19 protein-coding genes are annotated in these 16,682 nt (G+C 41.9%); 10 read left to right on the forward strand and 9 right to left on the reverse strand.

What is annotated here, in order from left to right; genetic code table 11:
• Positions 1-108 precede the first annotated feature (108 nt).
• Positions 109-573: a phage tail protein gene (locus tag P7J58_RS08375; RefSeq protein WP_408556117.1), complete on the forward strand. Its 465-nt coding sequence runs from the start codon at positions 109-111 to the stop codon at positions 571-573.
• 99 nt (positions 574-672) lie between these two features.
• Positions 673-1,083 (forward strand): stress response transcriptional regulator NmlR, encoded by a 411-nt coding sequence (nmlR, locus tag P7J58_RS08380; RefSeq protein WP_044673866.1) that lies wholly within the window; start codon positions 673-675, stop codon positions 1,081-1,083.
• A gap of 11 nt (positions 1,084-1,094) precedes the next feature.
• Here nmlR and P7J58_RS08385 read toward each other — a convergent pair whose 3' ends face one another.
• Entirely contained in the window at positions 1,095-1,418 is a 324-nt protein-coding gene (locus P7J58_RS08385) for a DUF3270 domain-containing protein (RefSeq protein WP_013730210.1), read from the reverse strand.
• 160 nt (positions 1,419-1,578) lie between these two features.
• Between P7J58_RS08385 and P7J58_RS08390 the strand changes: the two genes are divergently transcribed.
• Positions 1,579-2,508 carry a peptidase U32 family protein gene (locus tag P7J58_RS08390; protein WP_029188155.1) on the forward strand — a complete coding sequence of 310 codons (930 nt, stop codon included), beginning with the start codon at positions 1,579-1,581 and terminating at the stop codon, positions 2,506-2,508.
• A gap of 175 nt (positions 2,509-2,683) precedes the next feature.
• A complete protein-coding gene (locus P7J58_RS08395) occupies positions 2,684-3,970 on the forward strand; it encodes a peptidase U32 family protein (protein ID WP_408556118.1) in 1,287 nt (428 codons plus the stop codon).
• Positions 3,971-4,182: 212 nt separating this feature from the next.
• On the opposite strand, the gene P7J58_RS08400 is transcribed toward P7J58_RS08395, so the two are convergent.
• Entirely contained in the window at positions 4,183-4,506 is a 324-nt protein-coding gene (locus tag P7J58_RS08400; protein WP_408556119.1) for a hypothetical protein, read from the reverse strand.
• Positions 4,507-4,597: 91 nt separating this feature from the next.
• On the opposite strand from P7J58_RS08400, the gene P7J58_RS08405 reads away from it, so the two are divergent.
• Positions 4,598-4,813 carry a YdbC family protein gene (locus P7J58_RS08405; protein ID WP_004194749.1) on the forward strand — a complete coding sequence of 72 codons (216 nt, stop codon included), beginning with the start codon at positions 4,598-4,600 and terminating at the stop codon, positions 4,811-4,813.
• An 11-nt stretch (positions 4,814-4,824) separates the two neighbouring features.
• Here P7J58_RS08405 and P7J58_RS08410 read toward each other — a convergent pair whose 3' ends face one another.
• The gene (locus P7J58_RS08410; RefSeq protein ID WP_408556120.1) at positions 4,825-5,364 is read right to left on the reverse strand and encodes a biotin transporter BioY; all 540 of its coding nucleotides are present in this window, start codon (positions 5,362-5,364) and stop codon (positions 4,825-4,827) included.
• A 204-nt stretch (positions 5,365-5,568) separates the two neighbouring features.
• Here P7J58_RS08410 and P7J58_RS08415 point away from each other — a divergent pair, with 204 nt between their 5' ends.
• A complete protein-coding gene (locus tag P7J58_RS08415) occupies positions 5,569-6,306 on the forward strand; it encodes a cyclase family protein (protein WP_024401718.1) in 738 nt (245 codons plus the stop codon).
• A gap of 50 nt (positions 6,307-6,356) precedes the next feature.
• Here P7J58_RS08415 and gorA read toward each other — a convergent pair whose 3' ends face one another.
• Positions 6,357-7,706 carry a glutathione-disulfide reductase gene (gene gorA, locus P7J58_RS08420; protein ID WP_408556121.1) on the reverse strand — a complete coding sequence of 450 codons (1,350 nt, stop codon included), beginning with the start codon at positions 7,704-7,706 and terminating at the stop codon, positions 6,357-6,359.
• Between the two features lie 213 nt (positions 7,707-7,919).
• Here gorA and P7J58_RS08425 point away from each other — a divergent pair, with 213 nt between their 5' ends.
• The 4 genes from P7J58_RS08425 to P7J58_RS08440 all read left to right on the forward strand — a co-directional run bounded on the left by P7J58_RS08425 (position 7,920) and on the right by P7J58_RS08440 (position 12,200).
• A complete protein-coding gene (locus P7J58_RS08425) occupies positions 7,920-9,086 on the forward strand; it encodes an efflux RND transporter periplasmic adaptor subunit (protein ID WP_408556122.1) in 1,167 nt (388 codons plus the stop codon).
• Positions 9,067-9,762 (forward strand): ABC transporter ATP-binding protein, encoded by a 696-nt coding sequence (locus tag P7J58_RS08430; RefSeq protein ID WP_044690692.1) that lies wholly within the window; start codon positions 9,067-9,069, stop codon positions 9,760-9,762. The genes P7J58_RS08425 and P7J58_RS08430 overlap by 20 nt, the downstream gene beginning before the upstream one ends.
• The gene (locus P7J58_RS08435; RefSeq protein ID WP_172084148.1) at positions 9,763-11,013 is read left to right on the forward strand and encodes an ABC transporter permease; all 1,251 of its coding nucleotides are present in this window, start codon (positions 9,763-9,765) and stop codon (positions 11,011-11,013) included.
• A gap of 122 nt (positions 11,014-11,135) precedes the next feature.
• Positions 11,136-12,200, forward strand: a complete 1,065-nt coding sequence (locus P7J58_RS08440) for an LLM class flavin-dependent oxidoreductase (RefSeq protein ID WP_408556123.1) — start codon at positions 11,136-11,138, stop codon at positions 12,198-12,200.
• 272 nt (positions 12,201-12,472) lie between these two features.
• On the opposite strand, the gene lysS is transcribed toward P7J58_RS08440, so the two are convergent.
• The 5 genes from lysS to thiT form a co-directional block, all read right to left on the reverse strand.
• Positions 12,473-13,963, reverse strand: a complete 1,491-nt coding sequence (gene lysS / locus P7J58_RS08445; RefSeq protein WP_100881619.1) for a lysine--tRNA ligase — start codon at positions 13,961-13,963, stop codon at positions 12,473-12,475.
• 102 nt (positions 13,964-14,065) lie between these two features.
• The gene (locus P7J58_RS08450) at positions 14,066-14,692 is read right to left on the reverse strand and encodes a histidine phosphatase family protein (RefSeq protein WP_029177927.1); all 627 of its coding nucleotides are present in this window, start codon (positions 14,690-14,692) and stop codon (positions 14,066-14,068) included.
• A 2-nt stretch (positions 14,693-14,694) separates the two neighbouring features.
• Complete coding sequence (locus tag P7J58_RS08455) at positions 14,695-15,177, reverse strand: aminoacyl-tRNA deacylase (RefSeq protein WP_408556124.1); 483 nt, start codon at positions 15,175-15,177, stop codon at positions 14,695-14,697.
• Positions 15,177-16,019 carry a DUF368 domain-containing protein gene (locus tag P7J58_RS08460; RefSeq protein ID WP_408556125.1) on the reverse strand — a complete coding sequence of 281 codons (843 nt, stop codon included), beginning with the start codon at positions 16,017-16,019 and terminating at the stop codon, positions 15,177-15,179. Before P7J58_RS08460 ends, P7J58_RS08455 begins: the two co-directional genes overlap by 1 nt.
• Positions 16,020-16,121: 102 nt before the next feature.
• The gene (gene thiT / locus P7J58_RS08465; protein ID WP_408556126.1) at positions 16,122-16,670 is read right to left on the reverse strand and encodes an energy-coupled thiamine transporter ThiT; all 549 of its coding nucleotides are present in this window, start codon (positions 16,668-16,670) and stop codon (positions 16,122-16,124) included.
• Positions 16,671-16,682 lie beyond the last annotated feature (12 nt).

The raw sequence follows: 16,682 nt of genomic DNA on the forward strand, positions 1-16,682 counted from the left end.
CTTATATTATACTCCTAAATACGAAGAAAAGCCCTTAGAAAATCAATTCTAAGGACTTTGTCTTCAGTCTGAGCACCTTCGGGTGCTTTCTTTATTGAAAGGAAAATCGTGTCTTATACAGTAAATTTCAAAGAAGTCGAAACGACAGGCTTGGAAACTAGTCCAGTCGCAGAAGTCTTGGCCGGTCTGCGTGCCAATGAAGCCCGCTATTTCTGGAGCAAATACAAGCAGGAGTTCGTGGTCTATACACCAGAAGAGAAGCCTGAAATCCTGCCCTTCATCGAGAAGGTCTTGGCAGAGCGGGACATGTTTTTTCCTTATAGTCCACTCAATGTCGCTCAGCTTGAGGTAGATGGCATTCTCTGGTCTTTTGTCTTTTATGACAATGGCCTGGCTGTCAATGTCCTCTATACGCTAGAAGAAGGAGGTAAACGAGCGGTCGGTTTCAAATTGTCAGACGGCATTGACATTCCCAAAGAATTTGAAGGCAAATTCAAGTTTGCCCGCCAACGCTCCAAACTGGCAGGCGAAATCCGTGGCAGCTTCTTTGTTGTCAAGGGCGAGTATTTATAGGATGGCAAATCTGGGGAAACCCAGATTTTTTATATAATGACTTGACTTAGAGTTGACTTCAAGGTGTATAATAAGCGAAAACAAAGAAAGGAGCCTGGAATGAATATCAAAGAAGTTAGTGATGTAACAGGCCTATCAGCAGATACCATTCGCTACTATGAGCGGATAGGACTTATTCCCAAAATTGCAAGAAAATCTTCTGGAGTAAGGAATTTTTCGGAAAGTGATGTAGCCATTTTGGAATTTATCCGCTGTTTTAGGAGTGCTGGTATGTCTATTGAGCGCTTGATTGAGTATATGGGCTTGGTGCAGGCAGGAGATAGTACAGTGGAAGCTCGGATTGATTTACTAAAAGAAGAGCAGGAAGAACTGCGGTCACGCTTGTCGGAAATTCAGCAAGCTCTAAATCGTTTAGATTATAAAATAGAAAATTACCAGACTATATTAAGAGGTGCAGAGAATCAATTGTTCACAGACGGCGGTAGTTCATTCAAAAAAGGCAGAGGATAACTTCTCTGCCTTTATACTTCATTATTCATTTTTCTTATAACTTGTTTGGGTTTAAATTTCTTCTTTAGCCCAATTTGAACCAAACGTAGTCCAAGAAAACCCGTCGCACTTGCCAATATGATGGCAACAAAAACAGGAATGCCTACGGATAGATAGACATAACTAGCGATGACTGTTATCAAACTAAAAAATGCGATATTAACAAAAAACAACAATTCCTTTAGACGTTCTTTATTGGTATTTTTTGCCTGATAGGTTTGAAAATTAGCCTTTTTCTCTTTCGGGATATACTCTTCGTACTGGTACTCATGGGACTGATAGTGTCTTAATGCCATATCGTCTCCTTCTCTGCTCCCTAAAGAATACCATAACATTGCTGAATTTTTATGTCATTTATATTACAATAATGTTACAAGAGAAAAATTAGAAAAGTCTGAACATTAAAACACAGGTAGTCACTTATCAGATATTGCTCTTTTTGATATAATTATCTTTATGGAAAAAATTATCATTACAGCAACAGCTGAAAGTATTGAGCAGGTCAAAGAACTGCTTGCAGCAGGAGTTGACCGTATTTATGTTGGGGAAGAGGACCATGCCCTTCGCATCCCAACAAATTTTACCTATGATGAACTCAGGGAAATAGCAGAGCTAGTTCATAGCGCTGGGAAGGAATTGACGGTCGCTGCCAATGCCCTCATGCACCAAGATATGATGGACAATATCAAACCGTTTATGGAGCTAATGAGGGAAATCAAGGTTGATTATCTGGTTGTCGGAGATACTGGAATTTTCTATATCAATAAGCGTGATGGCTACAATTTTAAGCTAATCTATGACACATCTGTCTTTGTGACTTCCAGCCGTCAGATTAACTTTTGGAAAGATCATGGAGCAGTAGAGGCTGTTTTGGCAAGAGAGATTCCATCAGAAGAACTCTTTGATATTGCTAAGAACTTGGAAATTCCAGCGGAAATCTTGGTCTACGGCGCCTCTGTTATTCACCATTCTAAACGAACCTTGTTACAGAATTACTACAATTTTACAAAGGCTGATGAAACAGACCTATCGCGTGGACGTGGACTTTTCTTAGCTGAGCCGAGCGACCCAGATAGCCACTATTCTATCTTTGAGGACAAGCACGGTACCCATATCTTTATCAACAATGACATTGATATGATGACCAAGCTATCAGAATTAGATGAACATGGTTATCATAATTGGAAACTTGATGGTATCTATTGCCCTGGTCAGAACTTTGTTGAAATTGTTAAGCTTTTTGTTCAAGCAAGAGATTTGATTGAAAAAGGCGACTTCACTTATGATCAGGCCTTCCTTTTGGATGAACAGGTACGCAAGCTCCATCCAGCTGAACGTGGCTTGGATACAGGCTTCTACGAATTTGACCGTAATAAGGTTAAATAACAATATTTTTAGCACAATTTATTTACTTTAACCTGGCAGAGTTAGCTCTGTCACTTACTATGTAAGGTCAGAGCACGAAAACGCCTTTGGGCGATTTTCTAAACTCTGCACTAGGTTTCCGAGTGAAACAACATCGTTTACAGTATTCTATCCTGCAAATAGAAAGAAGTTTATTATGTCAAAAACATTAAAGCGTCCCGAGGTATTGTCACCTGCTGGGACTTTGGAGAAATTGAAGGTTGCCATTGATTATGGTGCCGATGCTGTCTTTGTCGGCGGTCAGGCCTACGGTCTGCGTAGCCGAGCTGGTAACTTTACCATGGACGAGATGCGGGAAGGGATTGAATATGCCCATGCCCGTGGTGCCAAGGTCTATGTAGCTGCCAACATGGTCACCCACGAAGGCAATGAAGAAGGAGCAGGAGCCTGGTTCCGCGAATTGCGTGACATGGGCTTGGATGCCGTTATCGTATCTGACCCAGCCCTCATCGTTATCTGTGCTACTGAAGCGCCAGGCCTTGAAATCCACCTGTCTACCCAGGCTTCTTCCACCAACTATGAAACCTTTGAATTCTGGAAAGAATTGGGCTTGACCCGCGTTGTCCTGGCCCGCGAAGTGACTATGGAAGAGGTGGCTGAAATCCGCAAACGGACAGACGTTGAGATTGAAGCCTTTGTTCACGGAGCCATGTGTATCTCCTACTCAGGTCGTTGCGTTCTCTCCAACCACATGAGCAAACGCGATGCCAACCGCGGCGGTTGCTCTCAGTCTTGCCGCTGGAAGTACAACCTCTACGACCTCCCGTTTGGTGAAGAACGCCGTTCGATTAAGGGGGAAATACCAGAGGAGTTCTCCATGTCTGCGGTGGATATGTGTATGATTGACCATATTCCAGACATGATTGAAAACGGGGTAGATAGCCTGAAAATCGAAGGCCGAATGAAATCTGTCCACTACGTGTCAACCGTAACCAACTGCTACAAGGCTGCGGTTGATGCCTATCTTGAAAGTCCTGAAAAATTTGAAGCTATCAAGCAAGACCTGATTGATGAGATGTGGAAGGTTGCCCAACGGGAATTGGCGACAGGTTTCTACTATAGCTCACCGAGTGAAAATGAGCAACTCTTTGGAGCTCGCCGTAAGATTCCAGAATACAAATTCATCGCCGAAGTAGTGGCTTTTGATAAGGAAACCATGACTGCCACTATCCGCCAACGCAATGTCATCAACGAAGGTGACCAAGTGGAGTTCTACGGACCAGGTTTCCGTCATTTTGAAACCACTATTAAAGAGCTTCGTGATTCGACAGGTGAGAGGATTGACCGAGCCAATAAGCCAATGGAACTCTTGACGATCAAACTAGACCGCGAAATCTATCCTGGCGATATGATTCGTGCCTGTAAATCTGGCCTCATCAACCTCTACCAAGAGGACGGGCAATCCCTAACTATTCGTGCATAAACATAAAAAGGCTGAAATTTCAGCTTCAGAACGTAGATAAACTCTTAAAAATATAAAAATTGAAGAAGTTTGCGAAAGATAGCAAGTCATTAAACTCTTAGAAACATTGATATTTCGGTGTTTCTGAGAGTTTTTAATTTTCAATATAAAGAAAAAAGATTGAAGAAAATTGTCCAAAATGGACTTTTTCTTCAATCTGCAAGGCTGAAATTTCAGCCTTTTGTTTGTTGTTGAGAAGTCTTGATGCTATCTGGAACCAAGGTGACTTTTTTGATGTCCTCGATTTTTATAATGCTGGTAACCTGACGTTTGAAATTTTTTATGATAATCCGTTGGCGATCGGTATCATATTTCACAATGTCACCTGTGAAACTACGATCACCATAGATGACATGGACTGCAGCTTTTTTATATAAAGCCAGCTCCAAGTTATTCTTGATATCTTCCTTGCTATCTGGCTCAATAGACTTAGGAGTTTTGCCATGTTCTAAAAAGACGGTGATCTGCTCGAAAATAACTTCTAAAAACCTCTTCATGGCATAATCCTTTCAAACTTGATATAATTATATTATCTAATTTTTATAAAAATGACAAGCTTTTTCGAATAGATAAGTGAGGAGGTAACAAATGGCAGAATTTACATTTGAAATTGAAGAAAAATTATTGGTCTTATCTGAAAATGATAAAGGATGGACCAAGGAGCTTAATCGAGTATCTTTTAATGGAGCACCAGCCAAGTATGACATCCGTACCTGGAGCCCTGACCATACCAAGATGGGCAAGGGGATCACGCTCAGCAATGAGGAATTCCAAGTCCTCTTGGATGCCTTTGCTAATAAATAAATGAAAGAAGCCTAAGAAAAATAGGCTTCTTTTTTGATAACAGGTTGCAATAAACGATGACATATCATGACTAGTGTAATTTTAGCTAAATCAGGAAGAATGAAAGGCAGAACAGTCCATCCGATAGTGTCAGTCCAACTGGAACCTGAAACTAGCTTAAATACAAAACAGCCTATAAGGAAGCAACTTGCAGTTCCTAGTAGGCAGGCTAGAAAAATTGTAACTGGTGAGGAGTCTGATTTAGTGAGGGCAGAAGTGATGATAGTGTAGAGTAGAAACCCCCATAGAAAGCCAGATGTCGGTCCTGTGAGTGCAGCAAAGCCACCAGAAAAACCAGCAAAAACAGGTAAACCGATAGCGCCAAGAACTAGATATAAGCTGACACTTGTAATTGCCTCCTTGGGTTTGTATAGACAAGCTACTAAGCCGATAGCTAGGGTTTGTAATGTAAATGGTACAGGCCCGATAGACAGACTGATTTGTGAAAGGGTGGAAATTAAGGCTGTTCCAATAGCGATATAAACAAGTGATTTGATAGAAGTTGTTTTCATCTGTTATCCTCTTAAAATTTTATGGTTAACAAAAATTATAGTGAGATTGGATAAGAAAGTCAATGCTCTTTCATCGGATGTAACAACTCTATAGGTGATTTTTATAACAGCTAATAAGAAACTTATATAGTAAAAAACAACAAATTATATGTAAAACAACCTATACTTATGCTAGAATAATAAAAAAAGAAAGTGAGAATTTCTATGACAGAATTACTTGATATTTACCGTACTCTTAAATCTAAAACTTGGGTAGACTTGACTCACCAAATCAATGAAAAGAGCCCGCATTTCCCTGCGCTACCAGCTCTCGAAAAGAAAGCCCTATTTACTCATAAGGATGGCTTCTTTGTCGAACAATTTACGGTTGTGGGGCAGTATGGAACCCATATTGATCCTCCGATTCATTTTGTAGAAGGAGCTCGTTATCTTGATGAGATTGATTTGAAAGATTTACTCCTGCCACTCTACGTTATTGATAAATCAGCTGCTGTTATAGCAAATAATGACTACGAGATAACTAAGCAGGATATTTTAGACTTTGAGGCTGAATATGGTCCGATTGCGCCAGAATCTTTTGTTGCCTTTCGTTCGGATTGGTCAAAGCGCTGGCCTAGTCAAGATGCCATTCGTAATCTAGACGAAGATGGAGTTCAACGTACACCAGGATGGAGTCATGAAGCTCTAGAATATTTGATTGAAGAACGTCAGGTGAAAGCAGTTGGCCATGAAACATTGGATACCGATTCAGGAGTATCTGCAGCTAAACACGGAGGAAGTTTACCAGAAGAATACTATCTCCTATCAAAAGATATTTATCAGTTGGAAGTATTGGCAAACTTGGATCAGGTACCACCAACAGGTGCATTGATTTCAATCGCTTTTCCTCATTGGGAGAAGGCTTCGGGTTCACCAGTGCGAGCAATTGCTATATTACCATAAGAAAAAGTCCAGACAGTGCTGACCTTCATGTCTGGACTTTTTCAATTGAGTTAACGCATAGTAACAAATTCTTCAGAACCTGTCGGATGGATGGCGACAACGGCATCAAATTCTTCTTTTGTAGCTCCCATTTTGATAGCAACTGAGAATCCTTGAATCATTTCATCGACACCATAGCCAATGCCGTGCAGTCCAACGACTTTTTCATTTTCTCCCACAGTTACTAATTTAAACTTAGCCATTTGGCGATTGTTTGCTAGGGCAGTGTACATAGAAGTAAAGGCTGAAGTATAGACTTTTACATTGTCCTGACCGTATTGGGCAATCGCTTCGTCCTCAGTTAGACCAACGGTTCCGATAGCGGGGTGAGAAAAGACGACAGTTGGGATGGTTGTGTAATCCATTTTTGCGGTTGGTTTATTGTTAAATAAACGTTCTGCCAAAAGGCGACCTGCCTTGATTGCAACGGGTGTTAATTCTTTTTCACCAGTCACATCACCGAGGGCATAGATGCCTGGTACAGCTGTTTCTTGGTATTCATCCACAGCGATATGGCCAGACGGTGTCAACCGAACACCTGCTGCTTCAAGATTGAGCTGCTCCACATTTGGTTTACGACCAATTGCCCAGAGAACTTTTTGGGCAAGATGGCTACTTCCATCTTCAAAGTTAATTTGAATGAGGCCGTCCTCTGTTTTTTCAAGGCTGACGGGTGTTTTACCTGTATGGAGAGGAAGATTGGTTCGTTCCATTTCTTCCATCAAGGCATCAACAATGTAGGTATCAAAGCTACGAAGAGGGCGATTTCCACGAACAAAGAGGTCAGTTTGGACACCGAGTCCATGTAGGAGACCGGCCATTTCCACAGCGATATAACCAGCACCAATAACAGCCACAGAAGAAGGTAATTCTTCCCATGCAAAGACATCGTCAGATACAATCCCTAGCTCACTACCAGGAATAGCAGGGACTACCGGTTTGGCGCCAGTTGCGATGACAATGTGTTTTGCACGAATCAGTTCACCATTGACTTCAACCGTTTGATTATCCACAAAACGTGCGAAACCCTGGATAACTTCTACTCCGTTATTATTAAAAGTATTACCGTAGGATGCGCGTGAACGCTCAATATAGGCTTCGCGATTTTTACGCAAGGTGGCAAAATCAAATTTTACATCCTGGCTGGTAAAACCATACTCAGGTCCATAGTGGTGAATGGCTTCTGCTACCTGAGAACCGTACCACATAATTTTTTTGGGTACACAGCCAAGGTTAACACAGGTCCCGCCAAGGTGGCTTCCTTCGATCACAGCAGCCTTAGCCCCATAGATAGCAGCACGGTTCATAGTAGCAATACCGCCGCTGCCTCCACCAATGGCAATAATATCAAATTCTTTCATGAGTTTTTCTCCTCTAAATGATAATTATCTTCATTCTATCGTTTTTTTACTTATCAATCAAAAATCCGCTACGTTCTCTTACAAAATTGTAAGTAGGAAAAATACCGAACTTTTTGTAAAATAATTAAGAAAACACTTGCAAAAAAACGTGTATTTGTGTATTATAAAGACAATACAAAATAAATATGTTTTGAATTAGAAAAGGAGTATCATATGTTAAAGACAAAGAAGGCTAAAATTGCTTTGTTCAGTGGTCTCAGTGTTGCGGCTATTGCCTTAATTGGTGGTGCCTTGGTATTTGGAGGCGTATTAGGCGGTTCCTCACCAATTTCTACAGAGCAAGTTGCGACCAGTTTGACCTATACAGTAGCTAAAGAGGGATCGATTGCTTCATCGACCTTATTGACAGGAACGATTTCTGCAGCAGATGAACAATACGTTTACTATGATCCTTCAAAAGGAGATTTGAGCGAGGTCTTGGTTGAGCCAGGAACTCAGGTTGAAGTAGGAACACCATTGATTCGCTATGATGCAACAGAATTGCAGTCTGCTTTGGATACTGCTGTTCGTGGGCGTGATAAGATTGGACGTCAGATTTATGATTTGAGAAACAATGGTCAGACTGTTCAAACAACGGGTGATGCTGCAACAGATGAAGCGGCAACAGCTGCAGCTCAACGTTCAGTAGATATGCAGTTGGCAGACTTGAATGATTCGTACGCAGATGCACAAGCTGCTGTGGATAAAGCTTATACAGCCTTGCAAGAAGCTACCGTTACAAGTACAGTAGCTGGTACAGTTGTGGAAGTGAATAAATCTGTCTCAAAAAGTTCAACATCTAGCCAGACAGTGGTTCATATCGTTAACCAAGGTAGCTTACAGGTTACAGGTAACTTAACAGAGTATGATTTGGCAAATATTGCAGTTGATCAAGAAGTGAAATTAACCAGCAAGGTATACCCAGATAAGTCATGGACTGGTAAGATTACCTATATTTCTAACTATCCATCAACAGAGCAAACCGCAAGTGCAGTAGGAGGAGCAGGTGGTGGCTCAGGTGCCAAATATCCTTTCAAGGCTGCCTTGACCAGTGAATTGGGCGAATTGAAACAAGGTTTTACTGTGAATATTGAAGTTGTCAATACTACCAATCATATTTTAATTCCTGTAACAGCAGTTGTTCCAGAAGAAGATAAAAACTTTGTATGGACCATTGTTGAAGGGAAGGCTAAAAAAGTAGAGGTTACCCTTGGAAATGCAGATGCTCTCAATCAAGAGGTGACAGCAGGTATTGCAGCAGGAGATCAGGTCATTACTATTCCAACTCCAGACCTTGAAGAAGGAAAAGAGGTTGAAGCCAATGAAGAACCAACTTATTAGATTAACCAATATCAATAAATCCTATAAAAATGGTGATCAAGAGCTCAGAGTTCTAAAGGATATTGATTTAGAGGTGGAAGAGGGAGAATTTCTTGCTATTATGGGACCGTCTGGTTCAGGGAAATCAACCTTGATGAATATTATCGGTCTTTTAGATCGTTCCAGTTCAGGGAACTATTGGTTAGAAGGTGAAGAAGTCAGTCAACTTTCTGAGAAAAAATTAGCTCAGGTTCGGAATGACCAAATCGGGTTTGTCTTTCAACAATTTTTCCTGCTATCAAAACTCAATGCCCTTCAAAATGTTGAGTTACCTTTGATTTATGCAGGGGTTCCAGCCAATCAACGGAAAAAATTAGCCAAACGTTATTTGGAAAAAGTGGAGTTGGCTGAGCGGATGACTCACCTGCCATCTGAGCTATCAGGTGGTCAGAAACAACGGGTTGCCATTGCGCGTGCATTGGTCAATACACCAGCTATTATCTTGGCAGATGAGCCAACAGGTGCCTTGGATACTAAGACAGGCGAGCAGATTATGCAACTTCTGACAGAGTTGAATAATGAAGGAAAGACCATTATCATGGTTACACACGAACCTGAAATTGCTGCCTATGCCAAACGTAAAATCGTTTTGCGTGACGGTGTCATTACAGAAGATAGTAGAAGGGAGGAGGTATAGATGGAAAATTGGAAATTTGCCTTAAAATCTATCCTAGCTCACAAGATGCGTTCTCTCTTGACCATGTTGGGTATTATCATCGGTGTAGCAGCTGTTGTGATTATCGTTGCTATGGGAACGGGGATGTCTAAGAGTATTGAAAAGTCTCTGGCTGGTGATCAGAATAATGTTCAGGTTTATTTTACACCTTATATTCCTGTTGAAGGTGCAGGTACAACCGGGATTTTTGGCAGTATTGGTGGTGGTGAAATGTCAATGGAAGAAGAGCCAGATGTAACGGACACAATGTTAAAGGGGCTTTTGGAAATCGATGGGCTCAGTGGCTACTACATTAGTGCTTCAAGTACCTCTACTGTAGCAGCGGGCAATGCGCAAGCTGATAATGTCTTTATTACTGGTGTTAGTCAATCCTATTTTGACATAAAGGCATTAGAAATCTTGGCTGGCCGTCGTTTTACTGCTAACGATTACAGCCGATTTTCCCGTATTATCATGTTGGATGTTGCCTTGGCTGAGAAGCTTTTTGGTTCAACCGATGCAGCCCTCAACCAAATCGTCAGTGTCAATGCCAATTCTTACCTTGTAGTTGGTGTTTACAAAGATCCCAAAGCAGGTACTTCCCTCTATGGTTTCAACTCAGGCGGAAATGCCATTATGACCAATACGCAACTAGCTGCTGAAATGGGTACCAAGGAAAATAGTGGGCTCTATGTCCATGTAGAAGATGTGAGTAGAGCTGCTGAGGTTGGTCAGGCTGCCGCAGCATACTTGACCAACATTACAGGTCTAAAGGAAGCCCGTTATGATATCTATGATATGTCAGCTATGTTAGATGATTTTAAGAACCAAATGTCAGGTGTCACTACGTTTATCGGTGCTGTTGCAGGGATTTCACTTCTTGTAGGTGGTATCGGTGTTATGAACATCATGTTGGTATCTGTGACTGAGCGGACACGTGAGATTGGTCTTCGAAAAGCTCTGGGGGCAACCCGAGGAAATATCTTGATGCAGTTCTTGATTGAAGCTATGGTCTTGACCACTTTAGGTGGAGCAATCGGTTTAGCTATCGCTCAAGCCATTGTGTTTATTCTCAACGCTACAAAGGTTATGGGAGAGATGACAGCTGAAATATCAATACCGGTTGTATTAGGAAGTTTAGCTTTCTCAGCAGTGGTCGGTATTGTCTTTGGTGTCCTACCAGCCAACAAGGCTTCTAAGTTGGATCCGATTGAGGCCTTGCGTTACGAATAATATGATGAAACGATTAGGTTTTCCTAGTCGTTTTATTTTGTGAGCAAAGCTCTTGATATTATCACTAGTTAGAGACAAAATAATACCATTAAATAAGTAAAATATGTAAAGGAGAACACATCATGGTAGAATTAGGTATTTCAACATTTGGCGAAACAACTCCACTAGAAAAAACAGGGGAAACTTACAGCCACGACGAGCGGATTCGCCAGCTAGTCAAAGAAATCGAACTAGCTGATGCGGTGGGTCTTGATGTTTATGGGATTGGTGAACATCACCGAGAAGATTTTGCGGTTTCTGCACCTGAGATTGTGCTGGCAGCTGGTGCCGTCAATACCAAGCATATCAAGCTAACATCAGCAGTTTCTATCCTTTCTTCCATGGACCCAGTAAGGCTATATCAGCAGTATACCACCATTGATGCTTTGTCAAATGGCAGAGCGGAAATCATGGCGGGTCGTGGTTCCTTTACGGAGTCATTTCCCTTGTTTGGCTATGACTTGGCCGACTATGAGGAGTTATTCGATGAAAAGCTAGATATGCTTCTGGAAATCGACAAGAAAACCAATCTCAAGTGGGATGGGCATTTTACCCAGTCTGTCGATAATAAGCCAGTCTATCCACGTCCTGTTCAGGAAGATTTTCCGATCTGGGTTGCAACTGGGGGCAATGTAGAGTCTACCATCAAGATTGCTAAGAAAGGCCTGCCAATCGTGTATGCAGTCATTGGTGCAGGTGTCCATCGCTTTAAACCTTTAGTCGATGCTTATCGCAAGGTTGCTCGCAACTCAGGTCATGATCCAAAGAAAACGAAAGTTGCAGCCCATTCCTGGGGTTGGATTGCAGACGACCATGACAAGGCTGTGGAAGAATACTATCATCCAACCAAAGTAATTACGGACAATATTGCCAAAGACCGCCCACATTGGAGCGAGATGACCAAGGCGCAATATCTCTACTCTCTGACAGACGAAGGAGCAACCATCGTCGGGGATCCAAAACGAGTCGCTGAAAAAATTATCAAGACTATTGAAACACTTGACTTGGACCGTTTCTTCCTTCATCTCCCAACCGGCTCAATGCCACATGAAGATGTCCTCCGTGCTATCGAACTCTACGGAAAAGAAGTTGCGCCAATTGTCCGAGATTATTTTGCAAAAAAAGAAGAGAATCAGTCCCAAGACTGATGAGATAGTTGATAGGATGAGCTATACTATAGTCAATCCTAAATATTTTTCATAATCTCCTGAAAATCCTGACCATATGGTTGGGATTTTTTGCATGCAAAAACACTCTTGGAATTTCCAAGAGTGTTTTACGTATCGGTGTTAAACAGTTTGTAATTTTTATTTCATCGTAGGGAGTGAAAAGGTCTAGTAGACCTTTTCAGCCAATCGCCAAGAAACTGGAGAGCGATTGGTACATTCTAGTGAAAACAATCCTAGTAAGCTACTCTTGCTTATTTCATCGTCGGAAATAGGAGTACATCCCGAATAGTAGTGGTATCTGTCAGGAGCATGCAGAGACGGTCGATACCGATTCCGAGGCCGCCTGTTGGTGGCATACCGTATTCGAGGGCTTCGATGTAATCGTAGTCAACGCCTGTCGCTTCGTCGTCACCGAGTTCTTTAGCTTTGGCTTGGGCTTCGAAGCGTTCCAATTGGTCGATTGGGTCGTTCAATTCTGTAAAGGCGTTTCCGTATTCCTTGGTCATGATGAAGAGCTCGAAGCGGTCTGTGAAGCGTGGGTCTTCATCGTTTTTCTTAGCCAGTGGAGATACGGCTACTGGGTGACCATAGACGAAGGTTGGTTGGATAAGAGTTGCTTCAACGTACTCTTCAAAGAAGCTGTTGATGATTTGACCAACTTCTGTATGGTGTTTTTCTACAGGGACTTTGTGCTCAGCTGCTAGGGCTTTTGCTTCTTCGAAGCTCATTTCTTGCCAGAAGTCCACGCCAGTTTGTTCCTTAATAGCGTCAACCATGTGGATACGCTTGAATGGCTCATGGATAGCAATTTCAGTGCCCTGATAAGTCACAGGACCATCGCCGACAACAGCCTTGGCAGTGTGCTGGATAATACTTTCGGTCAAGTCCATGATGTCTTGGTAGTCTGCATAAGCTTGGTAAACCTCAATGGAAGTGAACTCAGGGTTGTGGGTCGCATCCATACCTTCGTTACGGAAGATACGGCCGATTTCATAAACGCGTTCCATACCGCCGACAATCAAGCGTTTGAGGTGGAGTTCTGTCGCGATACGAAGGACCATGTCAATGTTTTGGGCATTGTGGTGGGTGATGAATGGACGAGCTGCAGCACCACCAGCTTCATTGTGAAGGACAGGTGTTTCCACTTCCAAGAAACCAAGTCCGTCAAGGTAACGGCGGATTTCTGAGATAATTTTTGAGCGGGTCACAAAGCGATCAAAGCTCTCGCGGTTAGTAATCAAGTCCAAATAACGTTTGCGGTAGCGGGTCTCGATGTCTGTCAAACCGTGGAATTTTTCTGGCAATGGGCGGAGCGCTTTAGACAAGTGAGTCAACTTGCGAGCATGGATAGACAACTCACCAACGTTTGTCTTGAAAACATCCCCCTCGACACCGATAAAGTCACCAAGGTCTGCTTTTTTGAAGATTTCATAGTTTTCTTCGCCAACATCATCCTTACGAACGTAGATTTGAATCTGGCCTTCGCGGTCTTGAATGTGAGCAAAACCTGCCTTACCCTTACCACGCTTGGTCATAATACGACCTGCAATGATTGCTGTTTGGCCCAATTCTTCCAAGTCTTCTTTTGATTTGTCTTCGTACTGGGCCTTCAATTCAGCTGAGTTGGCAGAACGCTCAAAACGTTTTCCAAATGGGTCAATGCCCTGTTCAGCAAGAGCCGTCATTTTCTCACGACGGACAATCTGTTGGTCATTTAATTCTTCAAAATGTTCAGTTGACATAAAAATTTTATTCCTCCAAAGTCTGTTATTTCTATTTTATCATAGAAGAGAGAAAAAATCAGTATAAATTGCTAATAGGATAGGAAAAAACAGCAGAAAATTCTACTGTTTTGCTTTATAGCTGGTATCATTCCAAGCTAATTCTGTAAAGTTTTCGAAATCGCTTGTTTCTAAAATAGTAACCGATGCATTATCCAAACCACCTCGGTGACGGAGCTGGGCTGGTGGAAAACCAAGTAGGCGATGGATAGAAGCGGTTAGAAAGGTACCATGGCTGACGATGAGGACTGTTTCCATGTCTTGCCCTTTCAGCGATTGGACAAAGTCCACCATTCGTTGAGTTACTTGGCGAACGCTCTCAGCTTCAAATAAGTCATTGTTAAAAAGTGCTAGATTATGTTTGAGTGCCCAGGCTTGTTTGGGGTAGATGGCACGAAAAATTGCTATCTTGCTTCCTTCTAACGTTCCAAAATTCCATTCACGTAATTGTTGTGTGGTTAGAACGGTTTGGCAATGGTGATTGGCTTTTGCAATTTCTACGGCAGTGCTATGTGCGCGCTGCAAATCACTAGAATAAATAGCATCAAAGGGGATTTCAGCAAGGTATTTGCCTAGTTTTTCTAAATCCTGATAAGATTCAGGCAAAAGAGCTGAATCACCAGAATAGCCTTGAAAGCGCCCCTCCAAATTCCATTCGGTTTTACCGTGACGGACAAAGTAGATTTTCAAGTCTAGTCCCTCCCCTCAATCAAATCAGCAAAGTCAGCTTTTACAAAATCAGCTAATACCTGACTGTCAATTCGAATTGACCGACCAATTTCTCCAGCAGACACAATCATCTGGCCTTTTTCGAGTGCAGACTGGTCAATGTAGATAGGGAAGTTGTGTTTTTGCCGTATTCCGATTGGATTGTTGGCACCGTGGACGTAGCCAGTTGTTTTTTCCAAGTCCTTTTGTGGAATCATGCTGACTTTTTTATTGCTAGAAATTTTGGCTAATTTTTTCTCAGACAGGTGCTCGGTGATGGGTACGATTCCAATGACAGGTCCTGTCTTATCTCCGGTCAATGCTAGTGTTTTGTATATATCTTTTTCTTCAATTCCTGGTGGCAGTTGCCCATCTAGGGCATTTAAAACAAGGCTATCATGATCGATCTTAGCCTTGTCTAATATTTGGTCCACCAAGGTTTTTTTGATTTTAACCTTTTTAGCCATTATTTGTATTTTTCCTCTAGTTTGCTCATCCAAAGTCCCAACCATGCTCCTAGTATAAATAGCACAAGGGCAGCAATCCATGTAACAAAGTTAGTTCCAGCATAGGAAATAGACTCTTTGTTGCTTGCTTGTGGCACCAAAATTAGGAGAGTAGAAGATGATACGATGCCAATGATGAAGTGATAAACGCGTGAATGATAGGTTTTCAATGCATGGTCCATTGCTTTTGAAAAGGCAACCATTGCAAGAACGCCACCGATTGCGATTGGTAGGAAGGTACCGAATAGATCAAGTGATTTGAAACCATTTAGCATTGGTGTGTAGATACCCAAAATCAATAGTAAGTTTGAAGGGCTGAGTCCAGGAACAAGTACCCCTAAAGCAATCAAGGCACCTGCCAATACAAAACTAGCAAAAGTAGCTGGAAGTGTCCCGACAAGATCGCTCAAATTGTAAAGTAGGAGGCCAGAAATAATGAATGTCCCAATCAACCAGGCCAAATCAATGCTATCTCGTTTGCTCTTTTGAGTTGATTCTTTAAGTAGGCTAGGAATAGTTCCCACGATTGCTCCCGCAAAGGCCCACAAAACTGGGACTTGGAAATGTTGCAATAAAAATTCTACAGGGAAAGAGAAAAGTGCGATTCCCAAAATTCCACCAATTCCTACAGGAACAAAATAAAGAAAGTTTTCCTTGAAATCTTTTCGAATATTTGCTAAAAATCCAATTAGTCGCTCATAGATTCCGAGGATAGCAGCGAGTACCCCCCCAGAGACACCAGGTAAGATAAAGCCGAGTGCGATAATCATACCTTTAATAATTCTTGAAATCCAAGAAGCCATAATTTCCTCCAAAATGTATTATAACGTTCCTATTATAGCATAAAGCAAGTAAAAATAATTAAAAAGACTGCCTGTTAGATAAAATCCAGCAGGCAGTTTTGGTTAAAGATTGTAAAAACCTGGTCTTGCTTTGTAGAGTAAGATGAGCAGAATAGAGGCAATTGCAGTGGAAGGAAGAATATAGCTGATATTGTAGGTAAAGGAATAGAACCAGACAGGGGTACCAGCTGGGGCATAGTCTGCGTAGAAAATAATTCCTGATAAGAAGGTGGCTACCAATCGGATGCTTCCTCCTAGAAAACTAGCCAGAGTAATGATGAGAGTAGCATTTTTTAGATTTTTTTGTTTGGATAGGGTGGGTGCCACTAAGCCTGCTAAACCAATTCCGGCGTAAGAAAGTGCGTAGTCAAGAAAAACTTGAAAAACGTTTAGGAAGTAGCCACCGTAGAAAAGTTGAATGGTTCCTACAATACCACCAGTAAGAACTCCCACCCCTAGTCCGTGGCGCAGAGCAAGCAGTAAGATTGGAAGCATGACTAAAGACACAGATCCACCTTGGGGCATTGTAAAGAGTGGGAATTTATCAAAGACGAGGGCAATGGCAGAAAATATAGCAACTTCGGCTAGGATGGGTAATTTTGATGTGGACATAAAAAGACTCCT

The sequence above is a fragment of the Streptococcus suis genome, assembly GCF_046032535.1.
Lineage (GTDB): Bacteria > Bacillota > Bacilli > Lactobacillales > Streptococcaceae > Streptococcus > Streptococcus suis_AK.